Origin of the sequence: Bradyrhizobium algeriense, from assembly GCF_036924595.1 — a bacterium.
Taxonomy (GTDB): domain Bacteria; phylum Pseudomonadota; class Alphaproteobacteria; order Rhizobiales; family Xanthobacteraceae; genus Bradyrhizobium; species Bradyrhizobium algeriense.
The window spans coordinates 3,200,841-3,214,355 of record NZ_JAZHRV010000001.1 but is presented as its reverse complement, the minus strand read 5'-3'; the positions used below and the strand labels follow the sequence as shown (position 1 = coordinate 3,214,355).

Here is a 13,515-nt window from a genome sequence, read left to right as displayed (position 1 = left end):
GACCAGGGTTCAACGATTACGACGCCCGGAAGGCGGTGCCCTTGAACCGCTTCACCGGACGTCCGCGCTCAAGGCGATCATGCACCGCGTGCGCATCGTTCTGCGCGGTGATTGCTTCCAGTTCGCCCTGCAGCCTGAGCAGCGCCGCGATCCGCTCCAGTGCCAGCGCCTTGTTTCGGTGCTGCGAGCGCTCCTCCCGCGCGACGACGGAGAGGCCGCTGGCAACGTGGGTGGCGCGGACAGCGCTTTCCGTCTTGTTCTGATGCTGGCCGCCGGGGCCGCCGGCGCGGAAGGATTCGAAGCGAACATCCTGGATCGCCAGCGCTTTCGGTGCGTCCGGCAATGCCGGTAGCTCGAACACGCCGATGAACCAGTTCTTCCGCTTGTGATGTGGCCGGAGGGGGCTTTGCGCCACCCACTGGATCGCTCCGATCCACGGCCGCGTGAATGCCGCCGCAGCATCGCCATGGATCACGATAATCGCCGACGCTGGACCATGCCCGTCTGCGTTCGGCCCCTCCAGGCAATCGGTCTCGAGCCCGAGCGAAGCAGCTTCGGCAGCAAGCGTTGCAACAGCCTTTGCGACCGCGATCCGGCATTCCGCCGGACCGCGTCCGCTGGTGAAGAGAAGTCGGATCATCTGCGATCCTCCTTCCAGCATTTTTCCCGCTTGCCGCCACCGGCTGCGACATTCGACTGCGCCTTCTTGAACGTCACCAGCGGCCGGAACGTCGCCACTACACGCGCCAGGCCGAACTCGACCAGGTCGGCGATGACGCGTTCAATGTTCTTGTAGGCCTCCGGCGCCTCTTCCGCGAGCAGGCCGCGATCACCGCAGACGACGATGCCGCCATAGGGATTGCGTTCCAGCCGCGCCACGTCGGACTTTTTGACCCGGACGCGGCCGTGCATGGAGCCGCGGTCGTATTTGCGGCCCGCGCCATGCGCGAGCGAGGCGAGCGCCTCCGTTCGCATCGCCGGTAGCGGCTCCACCAGATACGACAGCGTGCCGCGCGAGCCCGGCACCGGCACCAGCCCACGATCGGACGCCGCCGCGCCTTTTCGGTGCAGCGCCATGACGTCGCCGCCTGCGCTGTGCGCACGCTCGACCATGTTGTGCGCGAGATCGTTGACGGGACGCAGATCCGCACGCGCCGCCACTGCTGCTCGTTCCGCGATGATGCGACGATTGAGTTTGGCCCACTGCACGGCGTGATCGTGCACGTCCATGTAGGCTCCGCCTCCATCGCTCGCGGGATCAAGTGCTGCCTGCCCCTTCAGCAGGATGCGCTCCAGGATCGAGAAGCCGAGGCCCCGGGAGCCGGAATGGACCAGGACATACGCACGGTCGCGGTCGAGCCCCGCCTGCGCGGCAATCTCAGGCTCAAGGATTTCCTCGATGGCCTGGAGTTCGCAGAAGTGGTTGCCGCCACCGATGCTGCCAAGCGAGGCATCAAAGGTGGTGGCGTGTAGGCCGGCGTCGGCCATGACGCTGTTGATGTCGCCGTCCCACGGCTGATCGAGCGCGTGCAGCCGGTCGGCCAGTTGGTCGAGCCGCAGCTTGCGTGCGGGGATATCAAGCTCAAACAGTCCCATCCCGCAGCCGATGTCGGAGCCGACCAGTTGCGGGTGAATGCGATCCGCCAGAACGGCGCAGCCGACCGGGCCATATTTGCCGGGATGGAGATCCGGCATGGCCGCGACCGCCCGCACGCCGGGCAGTCCGGCGACCTGCTGGAGTTGAAGCGTGGCATTACCCTCGATCCAGGATTTGGACGAGGCGAAGACGTGGATCGGCGCGCGGCCGTCCACCTTGGGAGAAGTGCCCATTGAAAAGCTTTCAGAAGATTTGAGAATCGTCGACGCGCGCAACGCAGATATCGCTGACTTAAGCGCGCGAATTCCCAAGCGGCGCGGCTAACGCACGCGTCCTTAGGCGATGCCCTCGACGGGGCGGCGAGACAACGTCATCGAGCCTTCTCCGTGATGATCGTGCCAAAATCGGCCACCGATCGCGCGAGACACATAGCGGCGAAATGGAAAAGCTGCAAGTCCCGCCACGGGCTGAGAGCGCGGACGTCGAAGCAACCAGCGCGGGAGGTGCGAGGGCAGTGGACCGTCTCGCAATCCATACACGCCACTTTCGCATGGATCTGTGGGCGAAACGCTACTGACATTCTCCAGTGCGAGGGCTATATCAACCCCGCCCGGCACGTCCGGGCTTTTGGCGTTCGAAATGGAATGGGACAATGACGGGTACGACACGATCAAGCGGTGGCCTCGACGACCGCCGCAAGCGGCTTTTATTCCGCTGCTGGCATCGCGGTACCCGCGAGATGGATCTCATCCTCGGCCGCTTTGCAGATGCCGAGATATCCGCCATGCGCGATGAAGATCTGGCCGAACTCGAACGCCTGATCGAGGTGCCCGATCCCGATCTCTATGCCGCGGTGATCGGCGACACGCCGCTCGATCCGGAATATGCGACCGCGCTGTTCGACCGCATCAAGGCGTTTCGCGCCGTGGATCACGACGCATGAAGTCGCCTGTCAAATCGCCTGCCGCGTTGCTGGCTCCCGGCCGCGCGCTGACCTTTGCCAACGTCGCCGAAGGCGCCGAGGGGCTGGTCGTATCCGATCTGGCGCGCGCGGTGGCGGCACGACCAAAACCGCCGGCAGTCAGCCTTGCCGTCGTCTGCCGCGACGGCCCGCGCATGCAGCAGCTCGCGCGGGCGCTGGAATTCTTCGCCCCCGATTTGCCGGTGATGCAGTTTCCGGCCTGGGACTGCCAGCCCTATGACCGGGTGTCGCCGCATGGCAGCATCCTGGCGCAGCGCCTGACCACGCTGGCGCGGTTGTCGCGCCTGCAGGGCAGCGACAAGCCGCTGATCGTGCTGACGACGGTCAACGCCATCGTGCAGCGCGTGCCGGCGCGCGAGGTGGTGGCGGCACAGGCGCTGTCGGTTGCGCCCGGCCACGTCGTGCCGATGGACTCGATCGTGGCCTGGCTGGAGCACAATGGCTACAACCGCTCGTCGACCGTGCGCGAGCCCGGCGAATACGCCGTGCGCGGCGGTATCCTCGATCTGTTTCCGGCCGGTCTCGACCAGCCCGTGCGGTTCGACTTCTTCGGCGACAGCCTTGAATCGATCCGTACGTTCGATGCGGAAACCCAGCGCACGCTGCTCGACATGCGCGCGCTCGATCTGGTTCCGGTCTCGGAATTCCAGCTCGTCACCGAAACCATCCGCCGCTTTCGCATGGGCTATGTCGCGACCTTCGGCGCGCCGCAGCGCGACGATCTGCTCTATGAGGCCGTCAGCGAGGGCCGCCGGCATCCCGGCATGGAGCATTGGCTGCCGCTGTTCCAGGAGCGGATGGATACGCTGTTCGACTATCTCGACGGCGCGCCGGTTGCGATCGAGCCGCAGAGCGAGGACGCCGCGCGCGAACGCTTCAAGCAGATCCAGGATTATTATGAGGCCAGGCGCGAGGCGCTGGAACACCCGGGCTCCGGTGCGATCTACAAGCCATTGCCGCCGGACCGGCTCTATCTGACGGAGGCCGAGTGGACCGAGCGCCTCGGTGAGGCGGCGGTGGCGCGGCTGACGCCATTTGCGGTGCCTGAGGGTAGTGCCGATGTGTTCGACGCCGGCGCGCGGCAGGGCCGCAATTTCACGCCCGAGCGCGCCGATGGTTCGGTCAACGTGTTCGAAGCCGTGGTGGCGCACGTGCTGGCGTTGCAGGCGCAACGCAAGAAGGTGGTGATCACGCTGTGGAGCGAAGGCTCCCGCGACCGCATGGGTAGCATGCTGCGGGATCACAAGCTCGCCAATCTCACCAGCGTCAACGCCTGGCGCACGGTGCAGGCGACGCCGCGCAACGAGGCCATGCTGGCGGTTGTCGGCATGGAGAGCGGTTTTGAGACCGACGAATTCGCTGTCATCAGCGAACAGGACATCCTCGGCGACCGTCTGGTGCGGCCGCGCAAATCGAGCCGCAAACTCGACAACTTCATCTCGGAGGTCACGAGCCTTTCGACCGGCGATCTCGTGGTCCATGTCGAGCACGGCATCGGACGCTTCGTCGGATTGCAGACCATCGAGGTCGGCGGCGCGCCGCATGACTGCCTCGAACTGCATTATGCCGCCGAAACAAAACTGTTCCTGCCGGTCGAAAACATCGAACTGCTGTCACGCTACGGCTCCGACCACGCCAATGTCGAACTGGACAGGCTGGGCGGCGGCGGCTGGCAGGCGCGCAAGGCCAAACTCAAGAACCGCATCCGCGAGATCGCCGGCGAACTGATCAAGATCGCGGCCGAGCGGCATCTGCACGAAGCGCCGAAAATGCCGGTGCAGCCGCATGTCTATGACGAGTTCTGCGCGCGCTTCCCATACGAGGAAACCGAGGACCAGTTAGGGGCGATCACGTCCACGCTGAAGGATCTCGAAAGCGGCAGGTCGATGGACCGGCTGATCTGCGGCGACGTCGGCTTCGGCAAGACCGAGGTGGCGCTGCGGGCGGCGTTTGCCGTCGCGCTCGATGGCAAGCAGGTCGCCGTCGTGGTGCCGACCACGCTGCTCGCGCGGCAGCACAGCAAGAATTTTGCCGAACGTTTTCGCGGTTTCCCGGTCAATGTCGCGCAGGCCTCCCGTCTGATCCCGGCCAAGGAGCTGACGCAGGTCAAGAAGGGGTTGACCGATGGTAATGTCGACATCGTGGTCGGCACCCATGCGCTGCTCGGCAAGGCGATCAAGTTCAGAGATTTAGGGCTTCTGATCGTCGACGAGGAGCAGCATTTTGGCGTCAGCCACAAGGAGCGGCTGAAGCAATTGCGCGCGCAAGTACACGTGCTGACGCTGAGCGCCACGCCGATCCCGCGTACGCTGCAGCTCGCGCTCACCGGCGTTCGCGATCTCTCGATCATCGCCTCGCCCCCGGTCGATCGCCTCGCGGTGCGCACCTTCGTGGCGCCGCACGATCCGCTAATGATCCGCGAGGCGCTGCTGCGCGAACGCTACCGCGGCGGGCAGGCGTTCTACGTGGTGCCGCGGATCGAGGATCTCGCCGGCGTCAAGGACTTCCTCGACAAGAACGTGCCGGAGATGAAGGTTGCGGTCGCGCACGGCCAGATGGCGCCGACCGTGATGGAAGACATCATGTCGGCGTTCTACGACGGCAAATACGACATCCTGCTCTCGACCACCATCATCGAGTCCGGCCTCGATATTCCCACCGCCAATACGCTGATCGTGCACCGCGCCGACATGTTCGGGCTGGCGCAGCTCTATCAGCTGCGCGGCCGGGTGGGGCGTTCGAAGCTGCGGGCCTATGCGCTGTTCACATTGCCGGCGCAGCAGAAGATCACAGCCCAGGCCGAGCGGCGGCTGAAGGTGCTGCAGTCGCTGGAAACGCTCGGCGCGGGCTTCCAGCTGGCCTCGCACGACCTCGACATCCGCGGCGCCGGCAATCTGCTCGGCGAGGAGCAATCCGGCCACATCAAGGAAGTCGGCTTCGAGCTCTATCAATCGATGCTGGAGGAGGCGATCCTCAACCTCAAGGCCGGCGTGGCGGAGCCTGCCGCCGACCGCTGGTCGCCGCAGATCACCATCGGCATGCCGGTGCTGATCCCCGAGGATTACGTCAACGACCTCGCGGTGCGGCTGTCGCTGTACCGGCGGCTCGCCGATCTCGAGACCGACGAGGAGATCGACAATTTCGCCGCCGAAATGCGCGACCGCTTTGGCGTGCTGCCGGACGAAGTGCGCTATCTCTTCAAAGTCGCGGCCATCAAGGCCTATTGCCGGCGTGCCAATGTCGAGAAGGTCGACGCCGGACCGAAGGGCGCGGTGATCTCGTTCCGCGACAACAAATTCGCGCAGCCGGACCGGCTGGTGTTCTTCATCCGCCAGCACGGCCAGGCCGCCAAGGTGCGACCCGACATGAAGGTGGTGTTCCTGCAGACATGGAAGACGCCGGAAGAGCGGTTGATGGGCACGACCGAAATCCTGCGGCAACTCGCCAATCTCGCCGAGAGCAAGAAGGCGGCTTAGCGCGCTTCGATCCGTCCACGTCATTGCCTGCGACAAACGCGAAGCGTTTGCGCAAGGTAGCGAAGCGACGAAGCAATCCATAGTTCCGCAAAACGGAGAGATGGATTGCTTCGCTACGCTCGCAATGACGTGGATAGACATTACGCCTAGGGCAACTTCACGACGCCGCGCGATGCGCCTCTTGCTGCAGTCGTGACCGCAGCGACTTCACGGAATCGTTCGGCAGCAGCGTTGCCACGGTGACCGCCGGCTCCGATCGTGCGTCGCGCGTGCCGTGGCTGGTATGGCGCATGACGCTCGACAGCCGCCGCGCGATGGTGTGCGCCGTCTTCAGGTCGGTCTCGGCAAAGACCACGACAACCGAGCCGTCTTGCTGGGCGGCGCCGAAATCCATTTGCCGCATCAGGCGGCTGATGATCCGCGCGCCGTCGAATTGCGCGCGGGGATGCTCGGGATCGAACGCAAAGCGTGCGACCGACAATCCGCCGCCACGTTGCTGCGTCTGGTAGATGGCGCTGGCGAAGTCGCGCTCGAAGGCGTCCCGGGTGAGCAGGCCGGTCCGCGCGTCGATCAGGCCGTCGGCGTCGATGGCCTTCAGCGTGCGGCTCAGATGCGCTTCGAAGGCATGCTGGCGGATCAGCGGCAGCGCCGCCGCGACCACCAGGGTGGCGTCGTCGGAGACGATTTCGAGGTTCGGCAGATCGTAGGCCGGCGCCAGATCGTTTGCCGTCACGACGACGGGAAGGTTGCGGAAACGGGCATCCTCCGTCAGCACGGTGAGGAAGGCGTCGACCACGCGCGGGCTGAAACCTTCGCCGAGCACGATGCCGTCGATGTCTCTGACGTTGAGATGCTTCGCAGCCGCCTCGATCGAGAGTGCGCCGACCACGCCGGTGCGCTCGCCAAGCGCGACCGACAGCGTCGGATAGGCGCCGCCGCGGCCGATCAGCAGCACGGTAGCGTCGCGCGCCGGATCGATATGCGACAGCGCCATCGATGTTGCCGGCACCAGCCGGCGCATCACGGTCGCATGCAGCGAGCGCACGCGCAGCGCGGCACGCAGTCGTGCCGCCAGACGGTCGGAGCCGCCTTGAGGTTGCGAGGTTTGGGTCTGAAAGAAAGAAATGACGTCGTCCGGATGCGGGAGCCGCGGGTCGACCGCGATCAGCGGCAGATATGGCTGGCGTGCTGCAGCCCGCGCTGCCAGCTCCGCGAGGCCAGCTGCATCGGCGTCGGAGGTATCAGCCAGCACGGCGGCCGGTTGCACCTGTTCGACGGCGCGCACCGCGTCCGCCCACTCGGTCTCGACCACCGGAAACAGCTTCGCGAGGTCGAGCGTGGCGGCAAAGGACGGCCGTCTCGCGGTCGACACGACGAGGATCGGACCTTGCTGGGACATCTTGGGAAACTCGGATCAAGCGCGCATCTGGAGCCTGCGACTCTAGTTTGCAGCGCTTAATGCGGCGTCAACGCCGGCCTCGCCTGGAGGCTCTCAGGCCGCGCTGCTCCGATCGCGAAATGCTTCCACCATCAATGGGTTAAGACCGAGTTCTGTCAGCGCGTCGCGGGCGCGCGCGTTGTCGAGCGCGCGGCCGGCGAGCCGGTGGCCGCTGAGGCGGTCGGGCAATGCAGTCAAGAGCGCGCCTTGGCCGAGCCGCCGCGCCCACTCCTGCAGGTCCTGCGCCAGGAAGCGGTAGCCGCCGACGGCCATGACGCCGGACGGAGGCGCCGTGATGTTGATCGCGCCGGTCACGCGGTCGAGCCGCGCCGCGTAATCCGTATCGACGTAGTCGCGCGGCGGCGAGGCGATCAGGGAGTCGCTCGGCGGCGGAGGCGGTGCATAGGCTGCGACCGGCACCATCGGCCCGCGCAATCCCAACGTGCCGCGTGGCGTCAGCAGGATCTCACCCGCGATCGACGATCCCGGCAACTCGCGGGGCGCGCCGTGGGGACCGGGCTTGATCAGGGCCGGCGAGCCGTCCTCCGCGATCCGGCGCGCACCGAACAATCCGGCCTCGCCGAACAGATAGACATCCGTCAGCGTCGCCTGCTGCGCGGTCCAGCACGCGCTGGAGCCGACCTGTTCCGGCGTGCGCCACAGGCCGACGACATTGCGCAGGCTCGGCATCCGCGCAGCGAGGTCCATCTCGTCCAGCCGCAGCGCCAGTTGGGCCGGTGCAATCAGTGTATCGCAGGCCTGCTCGATGATCTGTTGTTCCAGCGCCTCCTCGTCGAACGGATGGTGCAGCACCAGCGTTCCGCCCGACAAGAGCCAGACCGCCAGCGACGAGGCAAGGCCGGCAAACGACATCGGCGAGAAGGCCGACAGCACCGTTGCGCCCTGCGGCACGTCGCTTTCGAGCGACATGGAAAGGCCGCCGGCAATCAGGCCGAGATGGGCGCGCGGAACCGGCCGGAAACCGTCCGAGGTGACGTCGAACGAAATCAGCGCCGCCTTGCGGCCGTCCTGGATCACGGCGCGCGAGGTCAGGGATTCCCGGAAAATCGCGTTGTCGAGCGAGGCCATGCCTTCGGGCAGGTCGCTGCCGAAGCCGCAGACATGGCGGATCGAGAACGCTTCGGCGGCGGCGTTCATGGCGATGTCCGAATAGACCACGCCGTCGATCTTGCCCGAGGTTACGATCCCCCGCGCGGCGGTGCGGTTGAGCGCCATGGTCAATTCCGACTGCCGCCAGAGCAGCGGCAGCACCGCGACGACGAGGCCGGCGCGGAAGGCGGCGAGCACAGTGAGCGCGAATTCGATGGTGTTGGGCAGTTGAACCGCGATCACGGAATTCGACGGCAAGCCGGATTCGATGAAATGCGCTGATAGCGACGAGATCATGCGGTCGGCCTGCGCGAAGGTAAGCCGCTTCGGCGGCTGGCCGGTGATGCGCTGCTTGTTGAGGGGGTCGACCAGCGCCAGCGCATCTGGCTGTCGCGCCAGGTTCCGTTTGAACAATGTATCGAGCGTTGGCGAAGCGGTGGGCTGGGTCACGGCGTTACTTCGGCTCTGTCACGGGGGGTTGCATTACTTGGGTGAGTTCACTTCGTTCCCGGCTTCTGCCACCAAGTTTCCGGCAGATAGCCCGTCAACGCGGTCGCTACAGGTCGTTCTACCCGATTCCAGCGCGCGATCCATTGCTCCTGCACGTTAATAACGGGGATAGCGTAGAAGCCCGACATCAGGACGCGGTCGAGCGCCCGTACCGCGGAGACGAAAGCCGGGCGCTCGCGCGCCTCGAGCAGTGCCGCGATCAGGGCGTCGATGGCGGGCTCCTTCGCCCCCATGTAATTCCGCGTGCCGGGAATGTCGGCGGCCTGGCTACCAAAGTAGAAGGACTGCTCGTTGCCGGGGGACAGCGATTGATCCCAGCGGTTCTGCAGCATGTCGAACTCGTAGCCGAGCCGGCGCTGGTCGAACTGCACGGGATCGACCGCGCGAACGCTGGCCTCGATGCCGGCGCGCTTGAGGTCGCGCTGATAGGCCAGTGCGATCCGCTCCTGATCGCGCGTCGTTACCAGGATTTCGAAGGTGAAGGGGATTTTGGTCGCACGCTGCCGCAGCACGGTTCCATCGAGTTCGTAACCGGCTTCCGACAGCAATTTGAGCGCGCTGCGCAAGGTCGTGCGATCGCGTCCCGATCCGTCGGTGACGGGCAGGCGGTAGCTGCCATCGAGAATATCCGGCCGGATGCGCTCGGTGAACGGCTTCAAAAGCTCGCGCTCGCGTTCGTCCGCGGGACGGCCATAGGCGGACAGTTCGGAGCCTGCGAAGAAGCCCGCTGAGCGCGCATAGAGCCCGAAAAAGTAATTCCGGTTGATCCACTCGAAATCGAACAACAGCGTCAGCGCCTGACGTACGCGGATATCGGAAAAGATCGGACGCCTGGTATTGAACACCAGAAATTGCGAGGGCTGCGGCATCGAGATCCGGGCCGTCTCGCGGATCACCTCGCCGTTGCGGGCGGCGGCAAAATCGTAACCGTCGTGCCAGCGCAGCGGTTCGGTCTCGACCCGAAAATCGTAAAGGCTGCGCTTGAAAGCCTCGAACTCGCCATTGGCATCGCGATAATAGTCGAGCCTGACTTCGTCGAAATTCCAAAGACCCCGGTTAACGGGCAGGTCGCGTCCCCAGTAATCGGGGTTACGCATGAACGTGACACTGGCGCCGGGCCTGACGGCCGTGACCCGATAGGGGCCGGAGCCGGTTGGCGCCGTCATCGAGGTTTCTTCGAACGTCGCAACGTCCACGGCATGCCGCGGCAGAATCGGCATCAGGCCGAGGATCAACGGCAATTCGCGATCGGGGACGCCGCCGAAGTCGAACCGCACCGTGAGCGGGTCGGGCGCCTCGGCCTTCGCGACCTTGGAATAATACTGGCGGTGATTTGGCCGTCCCTTGTCGCGCAGCAAGGCCCATGTGAACAGCACATCATCGGCGAGCACGGGCTGTCCGTCGGAGAAGCGGGCCTTGGGATCGAGATGAAAGGTGACGTAACTCCTGTCGTCGTCGGTTTCCACGCTTTTCGCCAGCAGCCCGTAAAGCGTGAACGGCTCGTCATTGTTGCGCACCAGCAGGCTCTCGAGCACGAGGCCGCGTTCGAACGGAAGACCCCGGACCTGTTGCACGGCGACACCCCGGACGATCAGGGGGTTGAGGCTGTCAAACGTGCCGAGTATGCCCTCCACCAGCCGCCCGCCCTTCGGCGCATCGGGGTTGGCGTAGGGCATATGCGTGAAGTTGGGCGGAAGGGCCGGTGCGCCATGCATCGCCAGCGCGTGGCTTTCGGCCGCCTTTGCTGCGCAGAACGGCGCGAACGGCGTTACACCCAGCGCGAGGGCAACACACGCCAACACACGCAGGCGGATACGCCCGCAGACGGTCATAGGCTGGCAGGGATTTGATTCGAAAATGCGCACCCGAAAGCTTTACCATAGGCTTCGGCCTGGACCTTCGGGGAATGCCAAAGATGCCTGTCGGCATTGATCTTTTCGCCTGTCGCTGTATTGAAGGCGGGCAATTGATGATGGCGGGAACACCTGTCACGTATCCGCCTCAATTGCCAACGAGACAGCCGCCTCAGCGCGGCTAGGTGTCGGTGCCTGTAGCGGTTTCGGGCGCTGCGGTTCAGAAAGGGTTTTCCGCAATGAATTTCCGTATCTTGGCCGGGTCGATCCGGCCGCGTGGGCAGATCATCGCCCTGTTGGCGGCCTCGGCATTGTCGGCAACGTTGATCGTTTCGGGCGCTCAGGCCCAGCAGCCGGCGCCCGGCGCGCCGAAGGCGCCTCCGAAGGCTGCTCCCAAGGCTCCGGCCGCGCAAGCCCCTCCGGCTGGTGCTCCTCCCGCCGGCGCTGCCCCCCAGCCGCAGGAACAGCAAGTCCAGCTGATCTACGCGCCCTGGACCAAGTTCTGCCTCAAGGGTCAGGAAGCCGGCGCCAAGCAGGTTTGCTTCACCGGCAAGGACGGCCGCATCGAGTCCGGCCAGCCCGTCATCGCCGCCGTCATTATCGAGCCGGAGGGCGAGCCGAAGAAGCTCTTGCGCGTGACACTGCCGCTCGGCATGCAGCTCGTGCACGGAACCCGGATCATCGTCGACAGCAATGCGCCGCTGCAGGGGCCCTACGTCATCTGCTTCCAGAACGGTTGCATGTCCGACTACGAAGCAACGCCCGAGCTGATCGCCAGCTTGAAGAAGGGCCAGAATCTCGTTGTTCAGGCGATCAATTCCAACGGCGCGCCGCTGACGCTGCCGCTGCCGCTCGCGGGTGAATTCGCCAAGGCCTATGACGGTCCGCCGACCGATCCGAAGGTGTTCGAGGAAAACCAGAAGAAGCTGCAGGAAGAGCTGCAGAAGCGTGCTGAAGAGCAGCGCAAGAAGCTCGAGGGTGGCGGCGCCGCCAATCCGGCGGCGAAGTAAGAGCCCGCATCGCTCGACAAAACACAAAAGGCGCCCGGGCAGGGCGCCTTTTTTATTTCGGATTCTATCGTGCTGGTCAGTGAGGACGCTCGACCCGCGGCCTCGCGTCGGCCGCGCTAGTTCAGCGACGGATTGCGCGGGCGATAGCCGCCCGACTTGTCCTTCACGAAGATCTCGGCGACCTGCGAATGGCGGATCGGCTCGCCGGAATCGTCCGGCAGCAGGTTTTGTTCGGAGACATAGGCGACGTATTCGGACTCCGAATTTTCCGCGAGCAGGTGATAGAACGGCTGATCCTTGTGAGGCCGAAGCTCCTCGGGAATCGACAACCACCATTCCTCGGTATTGTTGAATTCCGGATCGATGTCGAAAATCACGCCCCGGAATGAAAACACCCGGTGGCGGACGATCTGCCCGATCTGAAATTTGGCGGTGCGCGCTTTGATCATGTTCCGTCGAATAGACCATGATTGTGGCCGATGCTAGGGGCAATAGGACGAATTAACCTTTACATGTGGTGGCCGCGTCCGGCGCCATGCCCCCGAAATCACTGACGAAAAGACGTTTTCGAGATGGTCGATATCCTCAACCTCGCGCTTCCCTATTTTGGGTTGATTTTCATCGGCTTTGCCTGCGGCAAGACCAGAGGGCTGCCGGAATCGGGGCTCGCCTGGATGAACTTCTTCCTACTGTACGTTTCTCTGCCGGCGTTGCTGTTTCGCATCATGTCGGAGACACCGTTTTCCGAACTGAACAACCCGCCATTCCTGATCGCGACGACGATCGGCACGGTCAGCGCTTTCGTGCTGGCGATGGTGACAGGGCGGATCATCGGCGACCTCTCGCTGCGCAAGGCGACGATCTCGGGCCTTGCCGGCGCCTACGGAAATATCGGCTACATGGGACCGGGGCTGGCGCTGGCGGTGCTTGGCAGCAAGGCGGCGGCGCCGACGGCGCTGATCTTCTGCTGCGACAGCATTTTCCTGTTCTCGATCGTGCCGCTGTTGATGGCGCTGACCGATCGCAAGCATCCCTCCTTCCTGCACGCGATTGGCGTCGCCGTGCGGCAGATCGTGCTGAACCCGCTGATCATGTCGGCTGCCGCCGGAGCGCTCGCGGCGGCGCTACAAATTCAATTGCCCGTTGCGGTCGACAAAACCCTGCTGTTCCTGCAGAACGCGGCCGCCCCGACCGCACTGTTCGTGCTCGGCGTCACCGTGGCGTTGCGCCCGTTCGATCGCGTGCCCTGGGAAGTGCCCGGCGTGATCGCGATCAAGCTGCTGGTCCATCCGCTGATCGTGTTCGGCTTGATGCTGCTGTTCGGGCCGTTCGCGCAGCCCTGGGCGGCGACCGCGGTCCTGATGGCAGCGCTGCCGCCGGCGCTGAACGTGTTCGTGATGGCGCGGCAGAACAATACCTGGATCGAGCCGGCGTCGGTCGCCGTCCTGATCGGGACCTTCGCCTCCGTGGTCACGCTGACCGGCGTGATGTGGTTCATCCAGAGCGGCCGGCTGGTGTTTCCGTAAGGCGTGGCACGGG

General features: G+C 64.8%; 10 protein-coding genes. 4 read left to right on the top strand and 6 right to left on the bottom strand.

What is annotated here, in order from left to right; genetic code table 11:
- Window positions 1-16 precede the first annotated feature (16 nt).
- Both prfH and V1286_RS15855 read right to left on the bottom strand, forming a co-directional pair.
- Complete coding sequence (gene prfH, locus V1286_RS15860) at window positions 17-640, bottom strand: peptide chain release factor H (RefSeq protein ID WP_334480850.1); 624 nt, start codon at window positions 638-640, stop codon at window positions 17-19.
- Entirely contained in the window at window positions 637-1,830 is a 1,194-nt protein-coding gene (locus tag V1286_RS15855) for an RNA ligase RtcB family protein (RefSeq protein WP_334480849.1), read from the bottom strand. The genes prfH and V1286_RS15855 overlap by 4 nt, the downstream gene beginning before the upstream one ends.
- A 419-nt stretch (window positions 1,831-2,249) precedes the next feature.
- Between V1286_RS15855 and V1286_RS15850 the strand changes: the two genes are divergently transcribed.
- Entirely contained in the window at window positions 2,250-2,540 is a 291-nt protein-coding gene (locus V1286_RS15850; protein WP_334480846.1) for an FAD assembly factor SdhE, read from the top strand.
- Window positions 2,537-6,055 (top strand): transcription-repair coupling factor, encoded by a 3,519-nt coding sequence (gene mfd, locus V1286_RS15845; RefSeq protein ID WP_334480845.1) that lies wholly within the window; start codon window positions 2,537-2,539, stop codon window positions 6,053-6,055. Before V1286_RS15850 ends, mfd begins: the two co-directional genes overlap by 4 nt.
- A gap of 157 nt (window positions 6,056-6,212) precedes the next feature.
- Here the strand turns inward: mfd and V1286_RS15840 are convergent, their stop codons facing one another.
- From V1286_RS15840 to V1286_RS15830, 3 genes are all read right to left on the bottom strand, one after another.
- On the bottom strand, window positions 6,213-7,454 hold the full coding sequence (locus tag V1286_RS15840) for a GGDEF domain-containing protein (protein WP_334480844.1): 1,242 nt from the start codon (window positions 7,452-7,454) through the stop codon (window positions 6,213-6,215).
- A gap of 93 nt (window positions 7,455-7,547) precedes the next feature.
- Window positions 7,548-9,053 carry an AMP-binding protein gene (locus tag V1286_RS15835; RefSeq protein WP_108515763.1) on the bottom strand — a complete coding sequence of 502 codons (1,506 nt, stop codon included), beginning with the start codon at window positions 9,051-9,053 and terminating at the stop codon, window positions 7,548-7,550.
- Window positions 9,054-9,100: 47 nt separating this feature from the next.
- On the bottom strand, window positions 9,101-10,945 hold the full coding sequence (locus tag V1286_RS15830; RefSeq protein WP_334480842.1) for an extracellular solute-binding protein: 1,845 nt from the start codon (window positions 10,943-10,945) through the stop codon (window positions 9,101-9,103).
- A 260-nt stretch (window positions 10,946-11,205) separates the two neighbouring features.
- Between V1286_RS15830 and V1286_RS15825 the strand changes: the two genes are divergently transcribed.
- Entirely contained in the window at window positions 11,206-11,976 is a 771-nt protein-coding gene (locus V1286_RS15825) for an invasion associated locus B family protein (protein ID WP_334480841.1), read from the top strand.
- 116 nt (window positions 11,977-12,092) lie between these two features.
- Here the strand turns inward: V1286_RS15825 and hspQ are convergent, their stop codons facing one another.
- On the bottom strand, window positions 12,093-12,425 hold the full coding sequence (hspQ, locus tag V1286_RS15820; RefSeq protein WP_108515756.1) for a heat shock protein HspQ: 333 nt from the start codon (window positions 12,423-12,425) through the stop codon (window positions 12,093-12,095).
- Window positions 12,426-12,548: 123 nt separating this feature from the next.
- Here hspQ and V1286_RS15815 point away from each other — a divergent pair, with 123 nt between their 5' ends.
- Window positions 12,549-13,502, top strand: coding sequence for an AEC family transporter (locus V1286_RS15815; RefSeq protein ID WP_334480839.1), 954 nt, complete (start codon window positions 12,549-12,551; stop codon window positions 13,500-13,502).
- The last annotated feature ends 13 nt before the right edge of the window (window positions 13,503-13,515 follow it).

Bases quoted from the DNA above. Each gene is read 5' to 3' on its own strand.
- V1286_RS15815 (WP_334480839.1), top strand. From the start codon at position 12,549: ATGGTCGATATCCTCAACCTCGCGCTTCCCTATTTTGGGTTGATTTTC.
- V1286_RS15825 (WP_334480841.1), top strand. From the start codon at position 11,206: ATGAATTTCCGTATCTTGGCCGGGTCGATCCGGCCGCGTGGGCAGATC.
- V1286_RS15855 (WP_334480849.1), bottom strand. From the start codon at position 1,830: ATGGGCACTTCTCCCAAGGTGGACGGCCGCGCGCCGATCCACGTCTTC.
- prfH (WP_334480850.1), bottom strand. From the start codon at position 640: ATGATCCGACTTCTCTTCACCAGCGGACGCGGTCCGGCGGAATGCCGG.
- V1286_RS15840 (WP_334480844.1), bottom strand. From the start codon at position 7,454: ATGTCCCAGCAAGGTCCGATCCTCGTCGTGTCGACCGCGAGACGGCCG.
- hspQ (WP_108515756.1), bottom strand. From the start codon at position 12,425: ATGATCAAAGCGCGCACCGCCAAATTTCAGATCGGGCAGATCGTCCGC.
- V1286_RS15830 (WP_334480842.1), bottom strand. From the start codon at position 10,945: ATGACCGTCTGCGGGCGTATCCGCCTGCGTGTGTTGGCGTGTGTTGCC.
- mfd (WP_334480845.1), top strand. From the start codon at position 2,537: ATGAAGTCGCCTGTCAAATCGCCTGCCGCGTTGCTGGCTCCCGGCCGC.
- V1286_RS15850 (WP_334480846.1), top strand. From the start codon at position 2,250: ATGACGGGTACGACACGATCAAGCGGTGGCCTCGACGACCGCCGCAAG.